This window comes from Streptomyces aurantiaciflavus (assembly GCF_049808595.1).
Taxonomy (GTDB): Bacteria; Actinomycetota; Actinomycetes; order Streptomycetales; family Streptomycetaceae; genus Streptomyces.
The window spans coordinates 69,235-86,405 of sequence record NZ_JBNCAQ010000017.1 but is presented as its reverse complement, the minus strand read 5'-3'; the positions used below and the strand labels follow the sequence as shown (position 1 = coordinate 86,405).

Genomic DNA, 17,171 nt, shown 5'->3' with positions numbered 1-17,171 from the left:
GTACAGATGCGATGAGTCAGAGAGGTCTGATCCGGAATTCGGTGAACGCGGCCGCCCCGGCGTGCCCCGGCCCGTCCGGCGCGAGGGCGAACAGGCCGAGCAGGGCGCCGACCCAGCGCCACGGGGTGGCGGCGAACACGGGACCGGAGTACCGGAAGCCGTCGCCGACGTCGTAGGCGAAACGGCAGCGGGCGCCGGCGCCGATCTCGACGCGCAGACGGGCGCGCCCGCCGGGCGCGAGCCGGGGATGGTCGGCGTCCCGTTCCTTCTCGGCGACGGCCTCGGCGAACCGGTGCACGAGGTGGACCGTCCCGTCGGCCCCGCGTTGCAGCCCGATCCAGCCGAAGGCGTCCCCGAGAACCGCGAGCCCGGCCCGCGCGCCCGGTTCCTCGCCGTGCAGCTCCAGCTCCACCTCGACGGCGGACGGGGTGCCCGGCAGCCGTTGGGTGAGCACGTTCGGCAGCTTGCGCAGGTCGTGGGCGTCGGCCGTGCGGACGCAGCTCAGGCGCAGTCCGTCGCCGGAGTGCTGGGTGGCCCAGCCGTCCTGCGGGTTGGCCGTCCACTGCCACTGCCGTCCGAAGCGTCCGCCGGGGAAGTCGTCGTCGGTGGCCGGCGCGGCGGGCGGCTGCGGGGGCAGGGCGGGCCTGCGGTGCACGGCGACGGGAGCGCCGTCGTCGCCGATCACCGGCCAGCCTCCCCCACTGCCCCAGCGCATCGGCTGGAGATGGACGACCCGGCCGTAGGCGCCGCGCTGCTGGAAGTGCAGGAACCAGTCCTCGCCGGACGGGGTGCGCACCCAGCCGCCCTGGTGGGGGCCGTTGACGTCGGTGTCCTTCTGCTCCAGGACGATCCTCTCCTCGTAGGGGCCGAAGAAGTCCCGGGCGCGGAAGGCGCCCTGCCAGCCGGTCTCCACTCCCCCGGCGGGGGCCAGGATCCAGAACCAGCCGTCGTGCCGGTAGAGCTTGGGGCCCTCCAGGGTGAACCAGCCGGGGATGCGGTCGCCGTCGACGATCAGCTTGCCGTCGTCGAGCAGGGAGGTCCCGTCGGGGTGCATACGGTGGCCGGTGAGGCGGTTCTTGACCCCGGAGCGGGACTTGGCCCAGGCGTGGACCAGGTAGGCCTCGCCGGTCTCCTCGTCCCACAGGGGGCAGGGGTCGATCAGGCCCTTGCCCTCCTTGACCAGGTGCGGGCGGGTCCAGGGCCCCCTGATCTCCGGGGCGTTGACCTGGAAGATCCCCTGGTCGGGGTCGCCCCAGAAGATCCAGAAGCGGTCGTCGTGATGCCGGAGCGAGGGCGCCCAGACCCCGCAGTCGTGGCGGGGCTTCCTGAACTCCCCGGCGGGCTCCAGCAAGGACAGCGCGTGGCCGACCAGGGTCCAGTTGACCAGGTCGCGCGAGTGCAGCAGCGGCAGGCCGGGAGCCCGGCCGAAACTGGAGGCGGTGAGGTAGAAGTCGTCGCCGACGCGCACGACGTCCGGGTCGGACCAGTCGGCGTTCAGGACGGGGTTCTCGTAGGTCTCGGAGGTCTCGTGGGTCACTGGCTGACCGCCTTCCGTACGAGGGATGCCGCCTCGTCGCGGCCCAGGCGGCCGTCGGCGACCACGGTGACGACGCGGCGGACGGCGGTGTCGCCGGGCGCGATCGCCAGCCGTTCCCCCGACGCCAGGGAGGATCCGACGCCCGGGTACTCGGCGGTGCGGACGAACCAGGGGTCGCGGCGGGTGGCGTCGGTGGCGCCCGCGAAGACCAGCGTCCACCCCGCGCCGGCCAGGGCGAGCCAGTCGGCGCGTTCGCCGTGGACGGCGGCCTCGCCCTCGGTGCCGGCGGTGAAGACGTCGGGGGCGGTGGCCTCCTTGCGGGCTCGCCAGAAGAAGCCGCCGTAGGCCGCGCCGGGGCGTCCGTTGGTGGCGGGGCTGCCGATGGTCACCGGGTCCGGGGTGATGTTGGTGAGGGAGAAGGTGAAGTCCAGCGCCCAGGCCGTGTCGGTGAGTTCGGTGGCCGCGACCGTACGGCGCTCACGCAGCAGCTCGGCTCCGGCGGCGACCCAGCGCAGCTCCTCCACGAAGCCGTCGGGGTCGCGCAGCTGGAACCCGACGTGCCGCTGGGCGCCGTGGTTGTCGAGCTCGGTCGGGCCCTGGTCGCGGACGAAGGTGCGCCCGCCCCAGAAGTTGAACCCCTCGACGTCGGGAACGGCGACACCGACGCCGAGGTGGTGTGTGTGGTCGGCGGGGCTCAGCTCGGTGACCGCCGTGCCGGCCAGGGTGGTGACGGGGTGCAGATAGGGGCGCGGGGACAGCCGTGCGGGCAGCTCGGGCCGGGCGACGTAGCGGCCGACGGGGCGGCCCGCGACGCGCAGGACGACCGGTGAGTCGGGTGCCGTCATCAGGTGCTCACCTCTTTCGGATGCGCGGTCGGGGACGCCCAGGGGGCGCCCAGTTCGGAGAAGAGGGCGAGGGTGTCGGCGGCGGCCGCGACCAGCCCGTCGACGCCGGGGACGACCCGGCGGTTCTCGTCGGGCAGCAGGTGCCAGGCGTCCTCGGGGAGCGTGACCGGGTCGGGGGCGACCCGGATCGCCTCGACGACCCGCATGAACGCCTCGGTCGCGGCCGGCGGGACGAGCAGCTCGGCCCCGTCGGTGAGGTGGTCGACGAGGTTCTCCAGCAGGTCGGTACGGCCGTACTCGAACTCCTCGGGACCGTGGTCGGCGCGCTGGAGCAGGACGCGGTCCTGCTTGTACCAGAAGGTGATCCGGCCGCGGCTGCCGTGGATCAGGACGTACGGGTCGTCCGGGTCCTCGGCGCACAGGGTCGCGGCGACGGTCACCGGCAGGCCCGCGACAGTCGTGACACGGACACAGGAGGTGTCGTCGGACTCGATCGCGTTGGCGTGCGCCAGCTCGGTCTCGATGCCGCTCACGTCGTCGGCGCGGGTGGCGCCGGCCAGCGCGAGGGCGGTGGCGACGGCGTGCGCGAGCGGGTTGGTGAGGGCTCCGTCGATCACGTCGACCCCGTGCAGCCGCCGCTTCCCGGCCCAGGGCGCCCGGCGGTAGTACGCCTCCGCGCGCGCCCAGGCACCGGCCCCGCCGACCCCGGCGACCTCGCCGATCACCCCGTCGTCGATCAGCCGGCGGATCGCGGGCAGCGCGTGCGAGCCCAGCGACTGGAAGCCGATCTGACAGACCACGCCCGCCTCGGCGACCCCGTCCGCCATCCGGCGGAACTCCGCGTACGACGGCGCCGGCGGCTTCTCCAGCAGCAGGTGCACGCCCCTGCGGGCCGCGATCAGGGCGAGGTCGGTGTGGGTGGGGATCGGGGTGCAGATGACGGCGATCCGGGCGCCGGTGGCATCGAGCAGCGCGCCGAGGTCGGCGGACTGCTCGGGCGCGCCCAGGCCCTCCGGGATCTCGTCCGGGGTGAGCGGGGTCAGCTCGCAGATGCCCGCCAGGTGGACGATGCCCTTGTCCTGGAGCCGGCGGATGTTGTCCAGGTGCCAGCGGCCGTGGCCGCGTGCGCCCGCGAGGACGATGGGTACGGTCATGGGATCCTCCCTGCGCCCGCGCCGCGCGCCACCTCTCGGTCGGCCGCCTCGGCGCTGTCGATCTTTGTGTGCAGGGTAGGCGTCCAGCCGACGTCCGCCGTGAGATCACGCTCGCTGCCGCTGTTGTAGGCGTTGTGAATGGCGAGCAGGTCGACCGGAAAGCCGTTGAAGAGGGTGCCGGTCTGGTGGAGGGCGGTGCCGTTCCAGCTCTTGACCAGGTCGGCGACCTCGACGTGGCCGGGCGCGTGGAAGGCGTTGTTCTCCGCGTGGATCGCCGACTCGGTCGACACTCCGAGGGAGTACCGGTAGTCGCCCTCGTCGGGGATCTCGTACCGGTTGTTGTAGAGGTGGACCTGCCCGAAGCGGACGCGGGGCGCGCGCTGGACGACCGACTCGAAGGTGTTGTGGTGCAGGGTGACCCGCAGCCTGCCCCGGTCGCCGGTGGCCGTGTCCCCGTTGCCGATGAGGATCGCCTTGTCGTGGTCGGCGAACCGGCTCCAGGAGACGGTGACCAGGTCGGACCCGTTGGTGATGTCCAGCAGGCCGTCGTGGCGGAGGTAGTTGCGGGCGAAGTGGGCGGGTTCGGCCGCGTCCGGGTGGCCCTTGTCGGAGGCGGTGACGTGGTCGACCCAGACATGGGTGGCGCCGGTCAGCCAGATGTTGTCGTACGCCGTCTTCCAGTCGCCGAGGCCGCCGGTGTTGGGCTGCCAGACGGGGAAGCAGTCGTAGGCGTCGCGCAGGTCGAGGTTGCGGAGGATGACGTTGTCCGCGTTCCTGACCTGGAGGCTGGCGCCCTTGAGGACGGCGCCCTTGCCCAGCCCGACGACGGTGGTGTTGGAGCCGACGGGCAGCACGATGCGCTCGGCCTGCCTGGCCGCCGACGCCTGACGGGCCTCCTCCTGCGGGCCGCTGGGCTTGGCGGAGCCCCAGGTGCGGGGATCGTAGGCGGCCAGGTACTTCTTGAGGTCGTAGCCGTCGGTGGCGTAGTCGGCGCAGTCCAGGTGGTCGCCGTCGTCGTCGGTGTTGGCGTCGATGGTCCCGGCGATCTTGATGATCTTCGGGGTGTCGCTGCCGCCGTCGAGGGCGCGGACCAGGCCGGCGCGGTCGGTGACCGTGTAGACGTGGGCGTCGTCGGCGGCCGCGCCTCCGGTGGTGCCGGCGCCCTGCGACGCCCAGCCGTCGCCGGGGGCGAGGGTGTCGCGGCTGATGTCGCGGGCCTCGGCCTGGGCGGGGACGCACAGGAGTCCGACGATGCCCGCGGCAACGGCGATGTGACGTGCCCTCATCCCTTCACCGCCCCCGCACTGAAGCCCGTGATCAGCCACTTCTGGATGAAGGCGAAGACGATCACGACGGGGACGGCCGCGATGATGCCGCCCGCGGCGAGCGCGCCGAGGTCGACGCTGTCCGCGCTCATCAGGGTGTTGAGGCCGACGGGGATGGTCTGCTTGTCCTGGTTGTTCAGGAACATCAGGGCGAACAGGAAGTGGTTCCAGGAGTGGACGAAGGCGAAGGAGCCGACGGCGATCAGACCGGGCCGCAGCAGCGGCAGGACGACGATCCGGAAGGCCGTCATACGGTTGCAGCCGTCGACCCAGGCGGCCTCTTCCAGCGAGTACGGCACGTTCTTGATGAAGTTGCTGATCAGGATCATCGACAGTGGCAGCTGGAAGACGGTCTCCGCGATGATGACGCTGCCGAGTGAGTTGATCATCTTCAGCTCGGCGAAGATCTCGAACAGCGGGACCAGGAGCAGCGCGCCCGGCACGAACTGGGAGCAGAGCAGGGCCAGCATGAAGCCCTGCTTGATCTTGAAGTCGAAGCGGGCGAGGGCGTAGCCGCCGGCCAGGGCGACGAAGGTCGTCATCACCAGGGTGGCGACGCCGACGAGCAGGCTGTTCTGGAAGTAGGTGCCGAAGCTCCGCTCCGTCCACACCTTCTCGAAGTGGTCGAAGGTGATCGGCCAGGGCACGAGCGAGGTCGAGCCCGCCGGGCGCAGCGCGAAGAGCAGGATCCAGTAGAAGGGGATCAGGGTGAAGACGAGGTAGATCGACAGGGGCAGATAGATCTGCCAGCGCGGGACCTCGTCCCAGGAGCGGTTCTTCCGGCGCGGCCGGGGGTCGGTCGCGGTGGGGGCGCTCACCGGCGTGGGCGCCACCTCGGTGGCCTCCTTGGTGATCACTTGGCCTCACTTCCGAACTTGCTCAGCCGCAGATAGACCATCGAGCAGAAGAGCAGGATCACGAACGCGACCGTGGTCAGGGCGGACGCGTAGCCGAAGTTGTGGGCGTCGACGGAGGTGTTGGCGATGTAGAGCGGGAGGGTCGTGGTCTCGCCCGCCGGGCCACCGCCGGTCAGGGTGTAGAGCAGGTCGACGTTGTTGAACTCCCACACCGCGCGCAGCAGCGTGGAGAGGATGATCGCGTCCTTCAGGTGGGGCAGTGTGATGTGCCAGAACTGCTTGAAGCGGCTGGCCCCGTCGACCTCGGCGGCCTCGTACAGGTCCTTCGAGACGGACTGGAGGTCGGCGAGGATGAGGATCGCGAAGAAGGGGACACCGCGCCACAGGTCGGCGACGATCGCCGCCGGGAACACCGTGGAGGTGTCCGACAGCCAGCTGGTGCCGTAGGTGCCGATGCCCATGTCGGCGAGGTAACGGGTGATGCCCGTCTGGGAGTTGTAGAGCAGCACCCAGATCGCGGAGGTCAGCACGCCGGAGACGGCCCACGGGGAGAAGACCAGGGCGCGTCCCAGCGCCCGGCCCACGAAGGTCTGGTTGACGATGAGCGCCAGTGCCAGACCGAACATCAGCTGCAGCCCGACCTCGACGAAGACCCACTTGGCGCTGAAGGTCAGCGTGTCCCAGAAGACCGGGTCGTCGGTGAAGGCGTGGACGAAGTTGTCGAAGCCCGCGTAGCCGTTCCGCCACGGCTTGGTGGGGTTGTAGTTCTGCAGGCTGTAGTAGAAGACACTGATCACCGGGTAGGCGATGAAGCCCAGCATGAGCAGGGCCGCCGGTGCGATCAGCAGGTACGGCAGCCTGCGCGGCGTGGCGGAGGCACGGCGCCGCCGGGGTGGCGCGGGCGGTTTCGCCACGGCTGCGGCTTGGGCCATGACTGTTCTCCGTTCTGGTACGTCGTGCGTGCGTGCGTGCGTGCGTCGTGCGTGCGTCGTGCGTTCTCGTGCGTGCGTCGTGCGTTCTCGCAGGAAGCGCTTTCTCCCCGGGCAGGGGTCTGCGCGGTCGTGCTGCTTCGGCTCAGCCGGCGTACGGGTCCTGCACCTTGCCCGGGCGGGCCAGGAACTCGAAGTCGCAGCCCGTGTCGGCCTGGGTGATCTGTTCGTTGTAGAGCGCGCCGTAGCCGCGCTCGTACCGGGTGGGCGGCGGCGTCCACTCCGCCCTCCGGCGCTCCAACTCCTCGTCGTCCACGTTGAGTCGAAGGGAGCGGGCCTCGACGTCGAGGGTGATCGAGTCCCCCGTGCGCACCAGGGCGAGCGGCCCGCCGACGTACGACTCGGGCGCCACGTGCAGCACGCACGCGCCGTAGCTCGTGCCGCTCATCCGGGCGTCGGAGATCCGGACCATGTCCCGCACGCCCTGCTTGAGCAGGTGGTCGGGGATGGGGAGCATGCCGTACTCGGGCATGCCCGGGCCGCCCTTGGGGCCGGCGTTGCGCAGGACGAGCACGCTGTCGGCGGTGATGTTCAGCGCCGGGTCGTTGATGGTCCGCTGCATTGTTCTGTAGTCGTCGAAGACGACCGCGGGGCCGGTGTGCTTGAGCAGGTGCGGCTCGGCCGCGATGTGCTTGATGACGGCGCCGTCCGGGCAGAGGTTGCCGCGCAGCACGGCCACCCCGCCCTCGCTCGCGACCGGGTTGTCCCGGGGCCGGATGACGTCGTCGTTGTGCACCTGCGCGCCGGCGATCTGCTCGCGCAGCGTGTCGTGGGAGACCGTCGGCCGGTCCAGGTGGAGCAGGTCCGGGATCCGGGAGAGGAATCCGGGCAGGCCGCCGGCGAAGTGGAAGTCCTCCATGAGGTACTTCTGGCCGCCGGGGCGGACGTTGGCGAGGACGGGGACCGTGCGGGCGATGCGGTCGAAGTCGTCGAGGGTGAGCTTGACGCCGGCACGGCCCGCCATGGCGATCAGGTGGATGACGGCGTTGGTGGAGCCGCCGAGGCCGAGGACGGTCGTCACCGCGTCCTCGAAGGCGTCACGGGTGAGGATCTCCGAGAGGGTCCGCCCCTTGTGGACTTGTTCAACGATCCTCATGCCGGCCGCGGCAGCCATCCGGTCGTGCCCGGAGTCCACGGCGGGAATGCTCGACGCTCCCGGCACCGTCACCCCCAGCACCTCGGCCGCGGCGGTCAGCGTGGACGCCGTCCCCATCGTCATGCAGTGGCCGGGCGAACGGGCGAGGCCGTTCTCCAGCTCGGCCATCTCGCAGTCGCCGATGAGGCCGGCCCGCTTGTCGTCCCAGTACTTCCACATGTCGGTGCCGGAGCCGAGGACCTCGTTGCGCCAGTGGCCGGGCAGCATGGGACCGGCGGGCACGAAGACGGTCGGCAGGTCCACGGAGGCCGCTCCCATGAGGAGGGCGGGCGTGGTCTTGTCGCAGCCGCCCATGAGCACGGCCCCGTCGACCGGATAGGAGCGCAGCAGCTCCTCGGTCTCCATCGCGAGCATGTTGCGGTAGAGCATGGGGGTCGGCTTCTGGAAGGTCTCGCTCAGGGTGGAGACCGGGAACTCCAGCGGGAAGCCGCCCGCCTGCCACACCCCGCGCTTCACCGCCTGGGCGCGGTCACGCAGGTGGACGTGGCAGGGGTTGATGTCCGACCAGGTGTTGAGGATCGCGACGACGGGCTTGCCGAGGTGCTCCTCGGGAAGGTAGCCGAGCTGGCGGGTGCGGGCGCGGTGGCTGAAGGAGCGCAGGCCCTCGGTGCCGTACCACTGGTGGCTTCTGAGCTCTTCGGGGCGCTTGCGCTGCTGGTGCGTGTCGGTCATATGGACCACCCGGCGGCGATGGCGGCGACCTCCGCGCGCTCGTCCTCGGGCAGCGGCCGGCTCGGCGGGCGGACCTCGCGGCGGCACAGTCCGAGGGAGGCGAGGGCCTCCTTGACGACGGTGACGTTGTTGGCGGAGCCGTTGGCGGCGCGCAGCTCCTCGAAGCGGCGGATCTGCTCCCAGACCTTCATGGCGGCCGGGTAGTCGCCGGATCGAAGCGCTTCGATCATGTTCAGCGAAACGGCCGGGGCGACGTTCACCAGGCCGGAGGTGAAGCCGGTGGCGCCCGCGGAGAAGTAGGAGGGGGCGTACGGTTCGGCGAGGCCGGCGACCCAGACGAACCGTTCCAGCCCGGCGTCGCGGGCGAAGGCGGCGAAGCGGGCGGCGTCCGGGACGGCGTACTTCACGCCGATCACGTTCGGACAGGCGTCGGCGAGTTCGGCGAGGCGGACGCCGGCGAGCTGCGTGTTGCGGATGTACGGGACGACGCCCAGCTCGGGCACGGACTCGGCGACGGCCCGGTGGTAGTCGACCCAGCCGCTCTGCGAGACGTAGGGGTGGACGGGCTGGTGGACCATCACCATCTGGGCGCCCAGCTCACGGGCGTGGCGGGCGGAGGCGACGGCGGTGGGGACGTCATGACCGACCCCCACGAGGATCGTTGAACGATCCCCCGCCTCATCGACCGTCAGCTCCGTCACGAGCCGCCGCTCCTCCGGCGTGAGGGCGTAGAACTCGCCGGTGTTGCCGTTGGGCGTGAGGGTGGTGATCCCACCGTCGAGCAGACGGCGCAGCAGGGCCCGGTGGGCGTCCTGGTCGACGGAGCCGTCCTCGGCGAACGGGGTCACCGGGATGGCCACGACATCGGCCAGGGCCGCACGCTGGGTCTCGAACGCCACGCTGCTCATTCCTGACCTTCCTGTCCCGGGGCCTCGTCCCCCGCCTCGGGGAACGCCCGCCGCACGAACGACGCGATATGGGCGTAGAGAGCGCTTGCTGCACCGTCGGCGTCGCCCGCCAGGGCGAGCCGCAGGATCTCGCGGTGCTCGCCGGCCTCCCGTTCCCAGGAGGGCGAGGCCGCCCAGGCGACGGCGGAGACCAGGGCGGCCTGGTCGCGGACCTCGTCGAGCATCCGGCCGAGCAGCGGGTTGCCGCACGGCAGGTAGAGGGCGCGGTGGAACTCCCGGTTGGCCAGCGACCGTTCGGCGGTGTCGGTCGCCTCGTCGGCCCGGGTCAGCGCCGCGCGGGCGGCGTCCAGGGAGGCCCCGCGCCGCACGGCCCGCTTGAGCGCCTCGGGCTCCAGCAGCAGCCGTACGTCGTAGACCTCGCGCGCCATGTCCGCGTCCACCATGCGCACCGTGACGCCCTTGTACTGGCTCATGACGACCAGCCCGGTGCCGGCGAGCGTCTTGAGCGCCTCGCGCACCGGGGTCTTGGACACCCCGAACTGCGCGGCCAGCTCGGTCTCGACCAGCGCCTGTCCCGGCGTCAACTGCCCGGTGAGGATGCGGCGTTTGATCTCCTCCAGCACGTACTGCGTGCGGGACGGGATCGGCGTGGGCACAGAGGTCATGCGCGCCTCTCGGATGTCGCGTAGCTCATGTCGCGTATCTGATCTCGCGTATCGCGTCTCATATATGACGTACGAAGTACGACGCGTTGAAGGTAGGAGTACCTCTGTGTTTCGTCAATGCTTCTGGCAAAGGAAGTTGGCGCTGCGCTGAAAGAGAGTCAGAGCGAGACGGTGGCGCCCTCGACCGCGGTGCTGGTGGGTCCGCCGAACACGGCGGCGGCGCGCGCGGTCGCGGACTCCCTGGTCAGCGTGGGTCCGACATGGGTGACGGCCAGCTCGCGCACGCCTGCCTTGCGGGCGGCGTCGCCGGCGTCCTCCGGAGTCAGGTGCACCTGTTCGCCTTCGCGATGCCGGTCGATGTCCGCCTCGCACAGGAACAGGTCGGCGCCGGAGGCGAGTTCGGTGAGCGCGTCGCACGGCCCGCTGTCCCCGGAGTACGCGAGGACGCTGCCCTGGCACTCCGCGCGCAGCCCGTACGCCTCCGTGTCGTGCGTGACCGCGCGCGAGGTGAGGCGGAGGTTCCAGTGCCGGACGGTGTGGCCGTCGTACAGCGGCCGGAAGTCCAGGACGCCGCTGAGGAACCGTACGTCCGGCCGCCCGAGGAACCCGGCCAGGCGGCGGGCGCAGTCGGTCGGCGCGTACACCGGGATCGGGGCCGGCGGGGTGAGGCCGCCGTAGGCCAGCGCGTAGACGGCGGCGAGCAGGTCGGCGCTGTGGTCGGCGTGCAGATGGGAGACCCAGATGGCCGTGAGCCGCCGCGGGTCCGTGTGCCGCTGCAATTCCGCGAACGTCCCCGTCCCCGCGTCCACCCACACCTCCGCGCCCCCGCCGCGCAACAGGTACCCGGAACAGGGGCGACCCGGACCCGGGTGCGGGGAGGCGGTACCGAGGACGGTGAGGCTGAGGGGCATGGTGGGGAGCGTACGTTTCGACGGGCCGGGGGTGCCTGTGGTTTCCGTGCGTCTACGGCCGAGTGGTAGGAGCGTCTACGGCGTCCGGCGGGGTGCACGCGCGCGTGCGGCTCGGGCTGCGGGGGCATGCCCTGCCGGTCCACGCCGGGGCAAGCGGCCTGCGAGGCGGCTCCCGCTGCGGGCAGGCGCGCGGGTCCACGCCGGGGCGGGTCTGCCGGTTCACGCCCGCGCAGCCCGCCCGTTCACGCCGGGGCGGGTCTGCCGATTCACGCCCGGCGCAGGCCCGCCGGTTCACGCCGGGGCGGGTCTGCCGATTCACGCCCGGCGCAAGCCCGCCCGTTCACGCCCGGCGCAGGCCCGCCGGTTCACGCCGGGGCGGGTTCGCCGGTTCACGCCAGCGCAGGCCCGCCGGTCCACGCCGGGGCGGGTCTGCCGGTTCACGCCCGGCGCAAGCCCGCCCGTTCACGCCCGGCGCAGGCCCGCCGGTCCACGCCGGGTGCCCTACCGGCCGCCGGTCGACTCCCGCACGCCGCTCTCGCACCGGCCCATCGCCTCCCGCACGGCAGCCGCCCCGGGCCACGTCGGGCGCTTCGGCGCTTCGGCGCTTCGGCGCTTCGGCGCTTCGGCGCTTCGGCGCTGCGGCGCCCGGCCGCGCGCTTCCGAAGCCCGGGCAGGACCCCGGTCACCCGGAGTGGTCGCTCCCTCCGGTCTCCTGTCCGGGCCGCCATCCCGGATCACGTCCGCTCAGCCCGACGGCCCGGTCGAGCAGCGGGGCGTCCTCCGGGACGGGGACGACGGGGCCGAAGATCCCGCCGCCGGAGTCGGATTCCTCGGCGGCCGCCCGCAGGAACTCGTACGAGGCCCGTAGCGCCGCCGGGTCGGGGACGTACTCCTGGCCGGTGGCCCGCGCCAGGTCCCAGCCGTGGATGACCAGCTCGTCGGCGGCGACGGCGCCTGCGACCGCGCCGGGCAGGTCCACGCCGCCCGCGCGGGTCATACCGGTCCAGGCGTCGGGGTCCCGCCAGGCGTCGGCGAGCTCGTCGAGCACCCCGGGCAGCTTCTCGCGCCAGCCGGGCCCGAGGTCCGGCAAGGCGCTGTCCGGGCTGGTGTCGGTCGTGGCACCCAGGTCCTTGCGCCCGGCGTCACGGAAGGCGACGGCGAGTCCCGTCAGATGCCCGAGCAGGTGGCGCACGGCGTATCGCGGGCAGGGCGTCCTGTCCGCGAGTTGCTCGTCCCGCACTCCCTCGGCGAGGCCCGCCAGAATCCGGGCCTGCGGTCCGAGGTCGAAAGTGGTGATGGTGGTGTCGGTCGTATCGGTCATACGGGGTGGACCGGCCGCGGCCCCGAAACTCATCGCGCCCCGGAAACTCGTCGCACCCCGGCCGCCACCCGCCAGGAGGCCGGCTGGCGCACACCACCTGGGCCGGACGCCGTGTGGCGTCCTGGACGGGAACCACGTAGCTCATGGGAACGACGGAGCTCATGGCGTTGCCGCCATGGCCGTTGCCGTACGCGCCGCAGGGGCGTTGCCGATGGCTTCCGACGGATTCCCGCCGGGCCGCCCTCCGTGCCTAGGGCACGTGACCGATGCCCGCGTCCCCGCCTTAGCACCACGATGACCAGGCATGACGAAGAACTGGACCGTGAGGCGCGTGCTGCGGGACCGTAACGCGGGGCTGTATCTCGTGGGCCTGGTGGTGTCCGCGTTCGGCACGTCCGCGCTGGGGCTGGCCGCCGGGGTGTGGGTCAAGGACCTGACCGGGTCGAACGGGCTGGCCGCGCTGTGCCTGCTGGCCGTCTGGGCGCCGACACTGGCCGCCCCGGCGCTCGGCACGATCGCCGACCGTGTGCGCCGCAGGCCCCTGCTGATCTGGACGAACCTCGGCCTCGGCGGACTGCTCCTCAGCCTCTTCGCCGTCGGCTCCAGGGGCGACCTCTGGCTCCTGTTCGCCGTCCTGCTCGTGTACGGGGCCACCGTCGTCGTCCACGATCCCGCCGAGTCGGCCCTGCTCACGTCCGTCGTCGATGCGGACCTCCTCGGCGACTTCAACGGGCTGCGGACGACCGCCGTCGAGGGCACGAAGCTGGTGGCCCCGCTGACGGGCGCGGCCCTCTACGCGGCGTTCGGAGGGGCGGCGGTCGCCTTTCTGGACGCGGTCACGTTCGTGGTGGCCGCGGGGCTGTGGGGGCTCGTCCGCGTCGACGAGGAGCGGCCGCGGCGGCCCACCGGCGGCTGGTGGGAGCAGGCCGCCGAGGGGGCCCGCCATCTGTGGGCGCATCCCGGGCTGCGCCCGCTCGTGCTGGCGGGCGGCGCGACGATGCTCCTGAGCGGGCTGAACGCCACGACGACCTACGCCGTCGTGGACGGCCTCGGGCACGCCCCCGCCTACACCGGCGTGCTGTACGCCGTGCAGGGCGTCGGCTCGGTGGCGGTCGGGCTGGTCTCCGGGCCCGCGCTGCGGCGGCTCGGCGAGCGCCGGTTCGCGGCGGGCGGCATCGCCCTGCTGGCCGTCGCGGTGGCCGCGCGGGCGGTCCCGTCCGACCCGGTGGCGCTGGCGGGCAGCGCGGCGATCGGGCTGGGGCTGCCGTGTGTGCTGATCGCCGCGTTCACCGCCGTGCAGCGCGAGACGCCGGGGCCGCTCCTCGGTCGCGTGACCGCCACCGCCAACACCCTGGTCTTCACGCCGAACGTGATCGGGCTGGCCGTGGGGGCCGCGCTGGTCGAACTCGTCGACCACCGGCTGCTGCTGGTCCTGTTCGGGCTGGCGCTCCTCGCGACGACCGCCGTCCTGGCTCAGAGCACCGCGAGCGCCTCCCGCACCGCCGCCAGGTCGCCGTCCGACGCCAGTCCGGCGTGATAGAGCCGGATCTCCGTGGCCCCGAACTCACGCGCGCGTGCCGCGTCCGCCGCGAGCGTTCCCGGGCTGCCGCCCATGCCGGAGACGATGCCGAGGTTGGCGGCGATGACCGCGCCCGTCCCGCCCAGCTCGGCGAAGGGCGTGAGCAGGGCGGGGCCGCCCGCGCAGGGCACGACCACGCCGTCCGCGACGGACAGGATGTGCGCGGGGTCGACGCCGGCGTTGGCGCCGACGTGGTACGTGACCGGGTCGGCGTGCAGCAGGATCTGGAAGCCCCGCGGTGCGGCCGCTCGGACGGCCGTGACCGCCGCCTCCTGGAGCGTGCGGGCGGTTTCGTCGCGCCACGCGCGCGTGGCTCTCGCCGTCTCCTCTCCGAGCAGCTTCTCGACGCCCGCCCAGCCCCCGTCGTCGGGCGCCCCCTGCCACAACGGCTCCAGCGCGGTGCGTACGGCCGCCGCCAGTTCGTCGGCGTCCAGGCCGTGTGCGCCGTAGCCGTCGCGGCAGGCCGGGCAGAAGCAGAGCGCCATCAGGTACTGCCCGGCGTCCCCGAGGCCGACCCCGCCGGTCTTGTCGTGGGCGTGCAGATGCTGGAGGCCGTACCAGCCGAGGGACTCCAGCTCGGTGCCGGCCGCGCCGGGCCGTACGGCGGCCTCGGCGGCCAGGTCGACGAGGTACGCGCGCGTGGCGGGCTGCGCGATGCACGGGGCCCAGGGGTAGCGGTCGCCGTAGGCGTTGACGACCGAGGTGTCCGGATGCTCGGCGCCCATGCGGGAGTTGTGCGCGAGGACCACCCAGGTGTGCACCTCCAGGCCGGCCTCGGCGAGCGCGGCGGCGGCCTCGCCGTAGGCGTCGCCGGGGGCCCAGTCACCGGCCGGGTAGGGGTGCAGGGCGCGGCCGGCCCAGCGGCCGTCCGCCGGGTCCGTGGGGTACAGCACGGCCGCGTGTTCGGCGGTGACGATGCGGTGGCGCGGGTGGCGGGGTGTGAGGGCGCGGGTGGAGTGGTAGGCGGCGGCGAGCGTCACCTGCCGCACACCGAGCGCGGCGATGCGGCCCGGGGCCTGCGGGTCGCCGTTGACGTCCCAGGGGTAGACGAAAGTCGACGCCTTCACTTGTCCTCCGCCTTCACTTGATCCTCCGCCTTCACTTGATCCTCCGCCTTCACTTGATCCTCCGCCCTCACTTGTCCTCGTCGAGGAGCGCGTAGCCGCGCTCGATCAGCTGAGCGAGCTGCTTGACATGATCCTCGCCCGGCTCGTGCAGCGGGGGCCGTACCTCCCCCACGTCGAGTCCGCGCAGTCGTACGCCGGCCTTGACGAGGGAGACGGCGTAGCCGCGGCCCTGGGCTCGAAGTTCGACGAACGGGCGGTAGAAGCCGTCCAGCAAGCGGTGCGCGGTGGCCTCGTCGCCGGTGGTGAGCGCCCGGTGGAAGGCGAGGGCGATCTCGGGGGCGAAGCAGAAGACGGCCGACGAGTAGAGGGTGACGCCGATGCCGTGGTAGGCGAGCTGGGTCTGTTCGGCGGTCGGCAGGCCGTTGAAGTAGAGGAAGTCGCCGGGGAGCTCGGTGCGGACGGCGCTGACGATCCGCTGCATCAGGTCGAGGTCGCCGAGTCCGTCCTTGAGGCCGATGATCCCCTCGGTGCGGGCGAGCTCGACGACGGTCCCGGGGGTGAAGACGGCGTTGTCGCGCTGGTAGACGATCACCGGGAGCGGGGTCGCGGCCGCCACCTCCCGGTAGTGGCGCAGCAGCCCCTCCTGTCCGGCGACGACGAGGTACGGCGGCATGGCGAGCAGCCCGTCCGCGCCGGCCGCGTGCGCGAGGCGCGCGTAGCGCACGGCGAGCGCGGTCCCGTAGCCGGCGCCCGCGACGACCGGCACGCGCCCGTCGGTCTCCGTGACGGCCGCCCGCACGCACGCCTCGAACTCCTCCGGTGCGAGCGCGTGGAACTCGCCCGTGCCGCAGCACGCGAAGACGGCGGCAGCCCCCGCCTCGACCCCGCGGCGGACGTGCGCCCGGTAGGCGTCGAGGTCGACGGAGCCGTCGGGGCCGAAGGCGGTGACGGGGAAGAACAGCGGTCCGCTGGGGACGCGCAGGCGTGCGGCGAGCGGGGCTGGCGTCACGGGCTCTCCCTAGGACGACGCGTGCGTTCTTCTGACTGATGTCCACATGTGTGAACGCTCTCACCCTATGGAGCCCTCCAAGGCGCGGTCAAGCGCACAAACCAGCAGACGGGGGTGGACTTGCCAGCTCCGCGCGACACTTGACGGAGCACGCGGGAGATCCCTAGCGTGTCCATGAATGTGAATAAGATCCATGCATGCGGCCATCGGGCCACCCATCCGCCGCACCGCCGATCCAAGGAGACCCGAGGATGCCCGCTCCGCGCACCGTCCTGCTCACCGGCGCCGCCGGTGGCCTCGGCACCCTGATGCGCGACCTGCTCCCCGCCCACGGCTACGAGCTGCGCCTGCTCGACCTGCGCCCGATCGAGGGCGAGCCGGACGCGATCACCGCGGATCTCGCCGACAGGGACGCCCTCCGGGAGGCCGTGCGAGGCGTCGACGCGATCATCCACCTCGCGGGCATCTCCCTGGAAGCCCCCTTCGAGAAGATCCTCAAGGCGAACATCGAGGGGACGTACAACGTGTACGAGGCCGCCCGCGAGGAGGGCGTCGGCCGGATCGTGTTCGCCTCCTCCAACCACGCGGTCGGCTTCACCCCGCGCCCCCAGGGCGACGACCCCCTGATCCCCGTCGACACCCCGCGCCGCCCGGACACCTTCTACGGTCTGTCCAAGTCCTTCGGCGAGGACCTGGCCCAGTTCTACTGGGACAAGTACGGCCTGGAGACGGTGTCCGTGCGCATCGGCTCCTGCTTCCCGGAGCCGACCGGCGTCCGCATGCTCTCGGTGTGGATGAGCCCGGCCGACGGCGCCCGCCTCTTCCACGCGGCCCTGACCGCCGAGAACGTCGGCCACACCGTCGTCTACGGCTCCTCCGCCAACACCCGCCTGTGGTGGGACCTCAGCACAGCGCGGGCGCTCGGCTACGAGCCCCAGGACGACTCCGAGCCGTACGCCGAGAAGCTGATCGCCGAGCAGGGCGAGCTGGACCCGGAGAACATCGCGCACGCCTACCTGGGCGGCCACTTCGTGAGCGACCCGCCGATCTGGCCGTACTGACCGGGCGCCCGCGGCGCAAAACCATCGTTCGCGGCGGGGGGGGGGGGCCCCACCCGCCCCCCCCCCCCCCCCCACCCGGCCCCCCCCCCGCCCCCCCCCCCCCCCCCCCCCCCCC

At 72.5% G+C, this 17,171-nt stretch carries 15 protein-coding genes; 2 read left to right on the top strand and 13 right to left on the bottom strand.

The features are described 5' to 3' along the window. Positions 1 to 16: 16 nt before the first annotated feature. The 11 genes from ACPT94_RS21540 to ACPT94_RS21490 all read right to left on the bottom strand — a co-directional run bounded on the left by ACPT94_RS21540 (position 17) and on the right by ACPT94_RS21490 (position 12,340). The gene (locus ACPT94_RS21540) at positions 17 to 1,537 is read right to left on the bottom strand and encodes a glycoside hydrolase family 43 protein (protein WP_425246571.1); all 1,521 of its coding nucleotides are present in this window, start codon (positions 1,535 to 1,537) and stop codon (positions 17 to 19) included. After that, positions 1,534 to 2,382 carry a DUF6807 domain-containing protein gene (locus ACPT94_RS21535; protein ID WP_360340149.1) on the bottom strand — a complete coding sequence of 283 codons (849 nt, stop codon included), beginning with the start codon at positions 2,380 to 2,382 and terminating at the stop codon, positions 1,534 to 1,536. The genes ACPT94_RS21540 and ACPT94_RS21535 overlap by 4 nt, the downstream gene beginning before the upstream one ends. After that, positions 2,382 to 3,536 (bottom strand): Gfo/Idh/MocA family protein, encoded by a 1,155-nt coding sequence (locus ACPT94_RS21530; RefSeq protein WP_360340152.1) that lies wholly within the window; start codon positions 3,534 to 3,536, stop codon positions 2,382 to 2,384. Before ACPT94_RS21530 ends, ACPT94_RS21535 begins: the two co-directional genes overlap by 1 nt. Continuing rightward, positions 3,533 to 4,822, bottom strand: coding sequence for a pectate lyase family protein (locus tag ACPT94_RS21525; protein WP_360340155.1), 1,290 nt, complete (start codon positions 4,820 to 4,822; stop codon positions 3,533 to 3,535). Before ACPT94_RS21525 ends, ACPT94_RS21530 begins: the two co-directional genes overlap by 4 nt. Continuing rightward, positions 4,819 to 5,718 carry a carbohydrate ABC transporter permease gene (locus tag ACPT94_RS21520; RefSeq protein ID WP_360340158.1) on the bottom strand — a complete coding sequence of 300 codons (900 nt, stop codon included), beginning with the start codon at positions 5,716 to 5,718 and terminating at the stop codon, positions 4,819 to 4,821. Before ACPT94_RS21520 ends, ACPT94_RS21525 begins: the two co-directional genes overlap by 4 nt. After that, positions 5,715 to 6,650: a carbohydrate ABC transporter permease gene (locus ACPT94_RS21515; RefSeq protein ID WP_360340161.1), complete on the bottom strand. Its 936-nt coding sequence runs from the start codon at positions 6,648 to 6,650 to the stop codon at positions 5,715 to 5,717. The genes ACPT94_RS21520 and ACPT94_RS21515 overlap by 4 nt, the downstream gene beginning before the upstream one ends. Before the next feature lie 142 nt (positions 6,651 to 6,792). Next, positions 6,793 to 8,535 (bottom strand): L-arabinonate dehydratase, encoded by a 1,743-nt coding sequence (gene araD, locus ACPT94_RS21510; protein WP_360340164.1) that lies wholly within the window; start codon positions 8,533 to 8,535, stop codon positions 6,793 to 6,795. Continuing rightward, entirely contained in the window at positions 8,532 to 9,443 is a 912-nt protein-coding gene (locus ACPT94_RS21505; protein ID WP_360340167.1) for a dihydrodipicolinate synthase family protein, read from the bottom strand. The genes araD and ACPT94_RS21505 overlap by 4 nt, the downstream gene beginning before the upstream one ends. Continuing rightward, positions 9,440 to 10,108 (bottom strand): GntR family transcriptional regulator, encoded by a 669-nt coding sequence (locus ACPT94_RS21500; protein ID WP_360340170.1) that lies wholly within the window; start codon positions 10,106 to 10,108, stop codon positions 9,440 to 9,442. Before ACPT94_RS21500 ends, ACPT94_RS21505 begins: the two co-directional genes overlap by 4 nt. 158 nt (positions 10,109 to 10,266) lie before the next feature. After that, positions 10,267 to 11,019: an MBL fold metallo-hydrolase gene (locus tag ACPT94_RS21495; protein ID WP_360340173.1), complete on the bottom strand. Its 753-nt coding sequence runs from the start codon at positions 11,017 to 11,019 to the stop codon at positions 10,267 to 10,269. Between the two features lie 682 nt (positions 11,020 to 11,701). After that, on the bottom strand, positions 11,702 to 12,340 hold the full coding sequence (locus tag ACPT94_RS21490) for a TIGR03086 family metal-binding protein (RefSeq protein WP_425246570.1): 639 nt from the start codon (positions 12,338 to 12,340) through the stop codon (positions 11,702 to 11,704). A 304-nt stretch (positions 12,341 to 12,644) separates the two neighbouring features. Here ACPT94_RS21490 and ACPT94_RS21485 point away from each other — a divergent pair, with 304 nt between their 5' ends. Continuing rightward, positions 12,645 to 13,877: an MFS transporter gene (locus tag ACPT94_RS21485; RefSeq protein ID WP_425246569.1), complete on the top strand. Its 1,233-nt coding sequence runs from the start codon at positions 12,645 to 12,647 to the stop codon at positions 13,875 to 13,877. On the opposite strand, the gene ACPT94_RS21480 is transcribed toward ACPT94_RS21485, so the two are convergent. Both ACPT94_RS21480 and ACPT94_RS21475 read right to left on the bottom strand, forming a co-directional pair. Further along, complete coding sequence (locus ACPT94_RS21480; RefSeq protein WP_360340182.1) at positions 13,814 to 14,986, bottom strand: hypothetical protein; 1,173 nt, start codon at positions 14,984 to 14,986, stop codon at positions 13,814 to 13,816. The genes ACPT94_RS21485 and ACPT94_RS21480 overlap by 64 nt on opposite strands. Positions 14,987 to 15,053: 67 nt before the next feature. Next, complete coding sequence (locus tag ACPT94_RS21475) at positions 15,054 to 15,995, bottom strand: 5-dehydro-4-deoxyglucarate dehydratase (RefSeq protein WP_360340185.1); 942 nt, start codon at positions 15,993 to 15,995, stop codon at positions 15,054 to 15,056. A gap of 251 nt (positions 15,996 to 16,246) precedes the next feature. Between ACPT94_RS21475 and ACPT94_RS21470 the strand changes: the two genes are divergently transcribed. After that, a complete protein-coding gene (locus ACPT94_RS21470; protein WP_360340188.1) occupies positions 16,247 to 17,056 on the top strand; it encodes an NAD-dependent epimerase/dehydratase family protein in 810 nt (269 codons plus the stop codon). Positions 17,057 to 17,171: the final 115 nt, after the last annotated feature.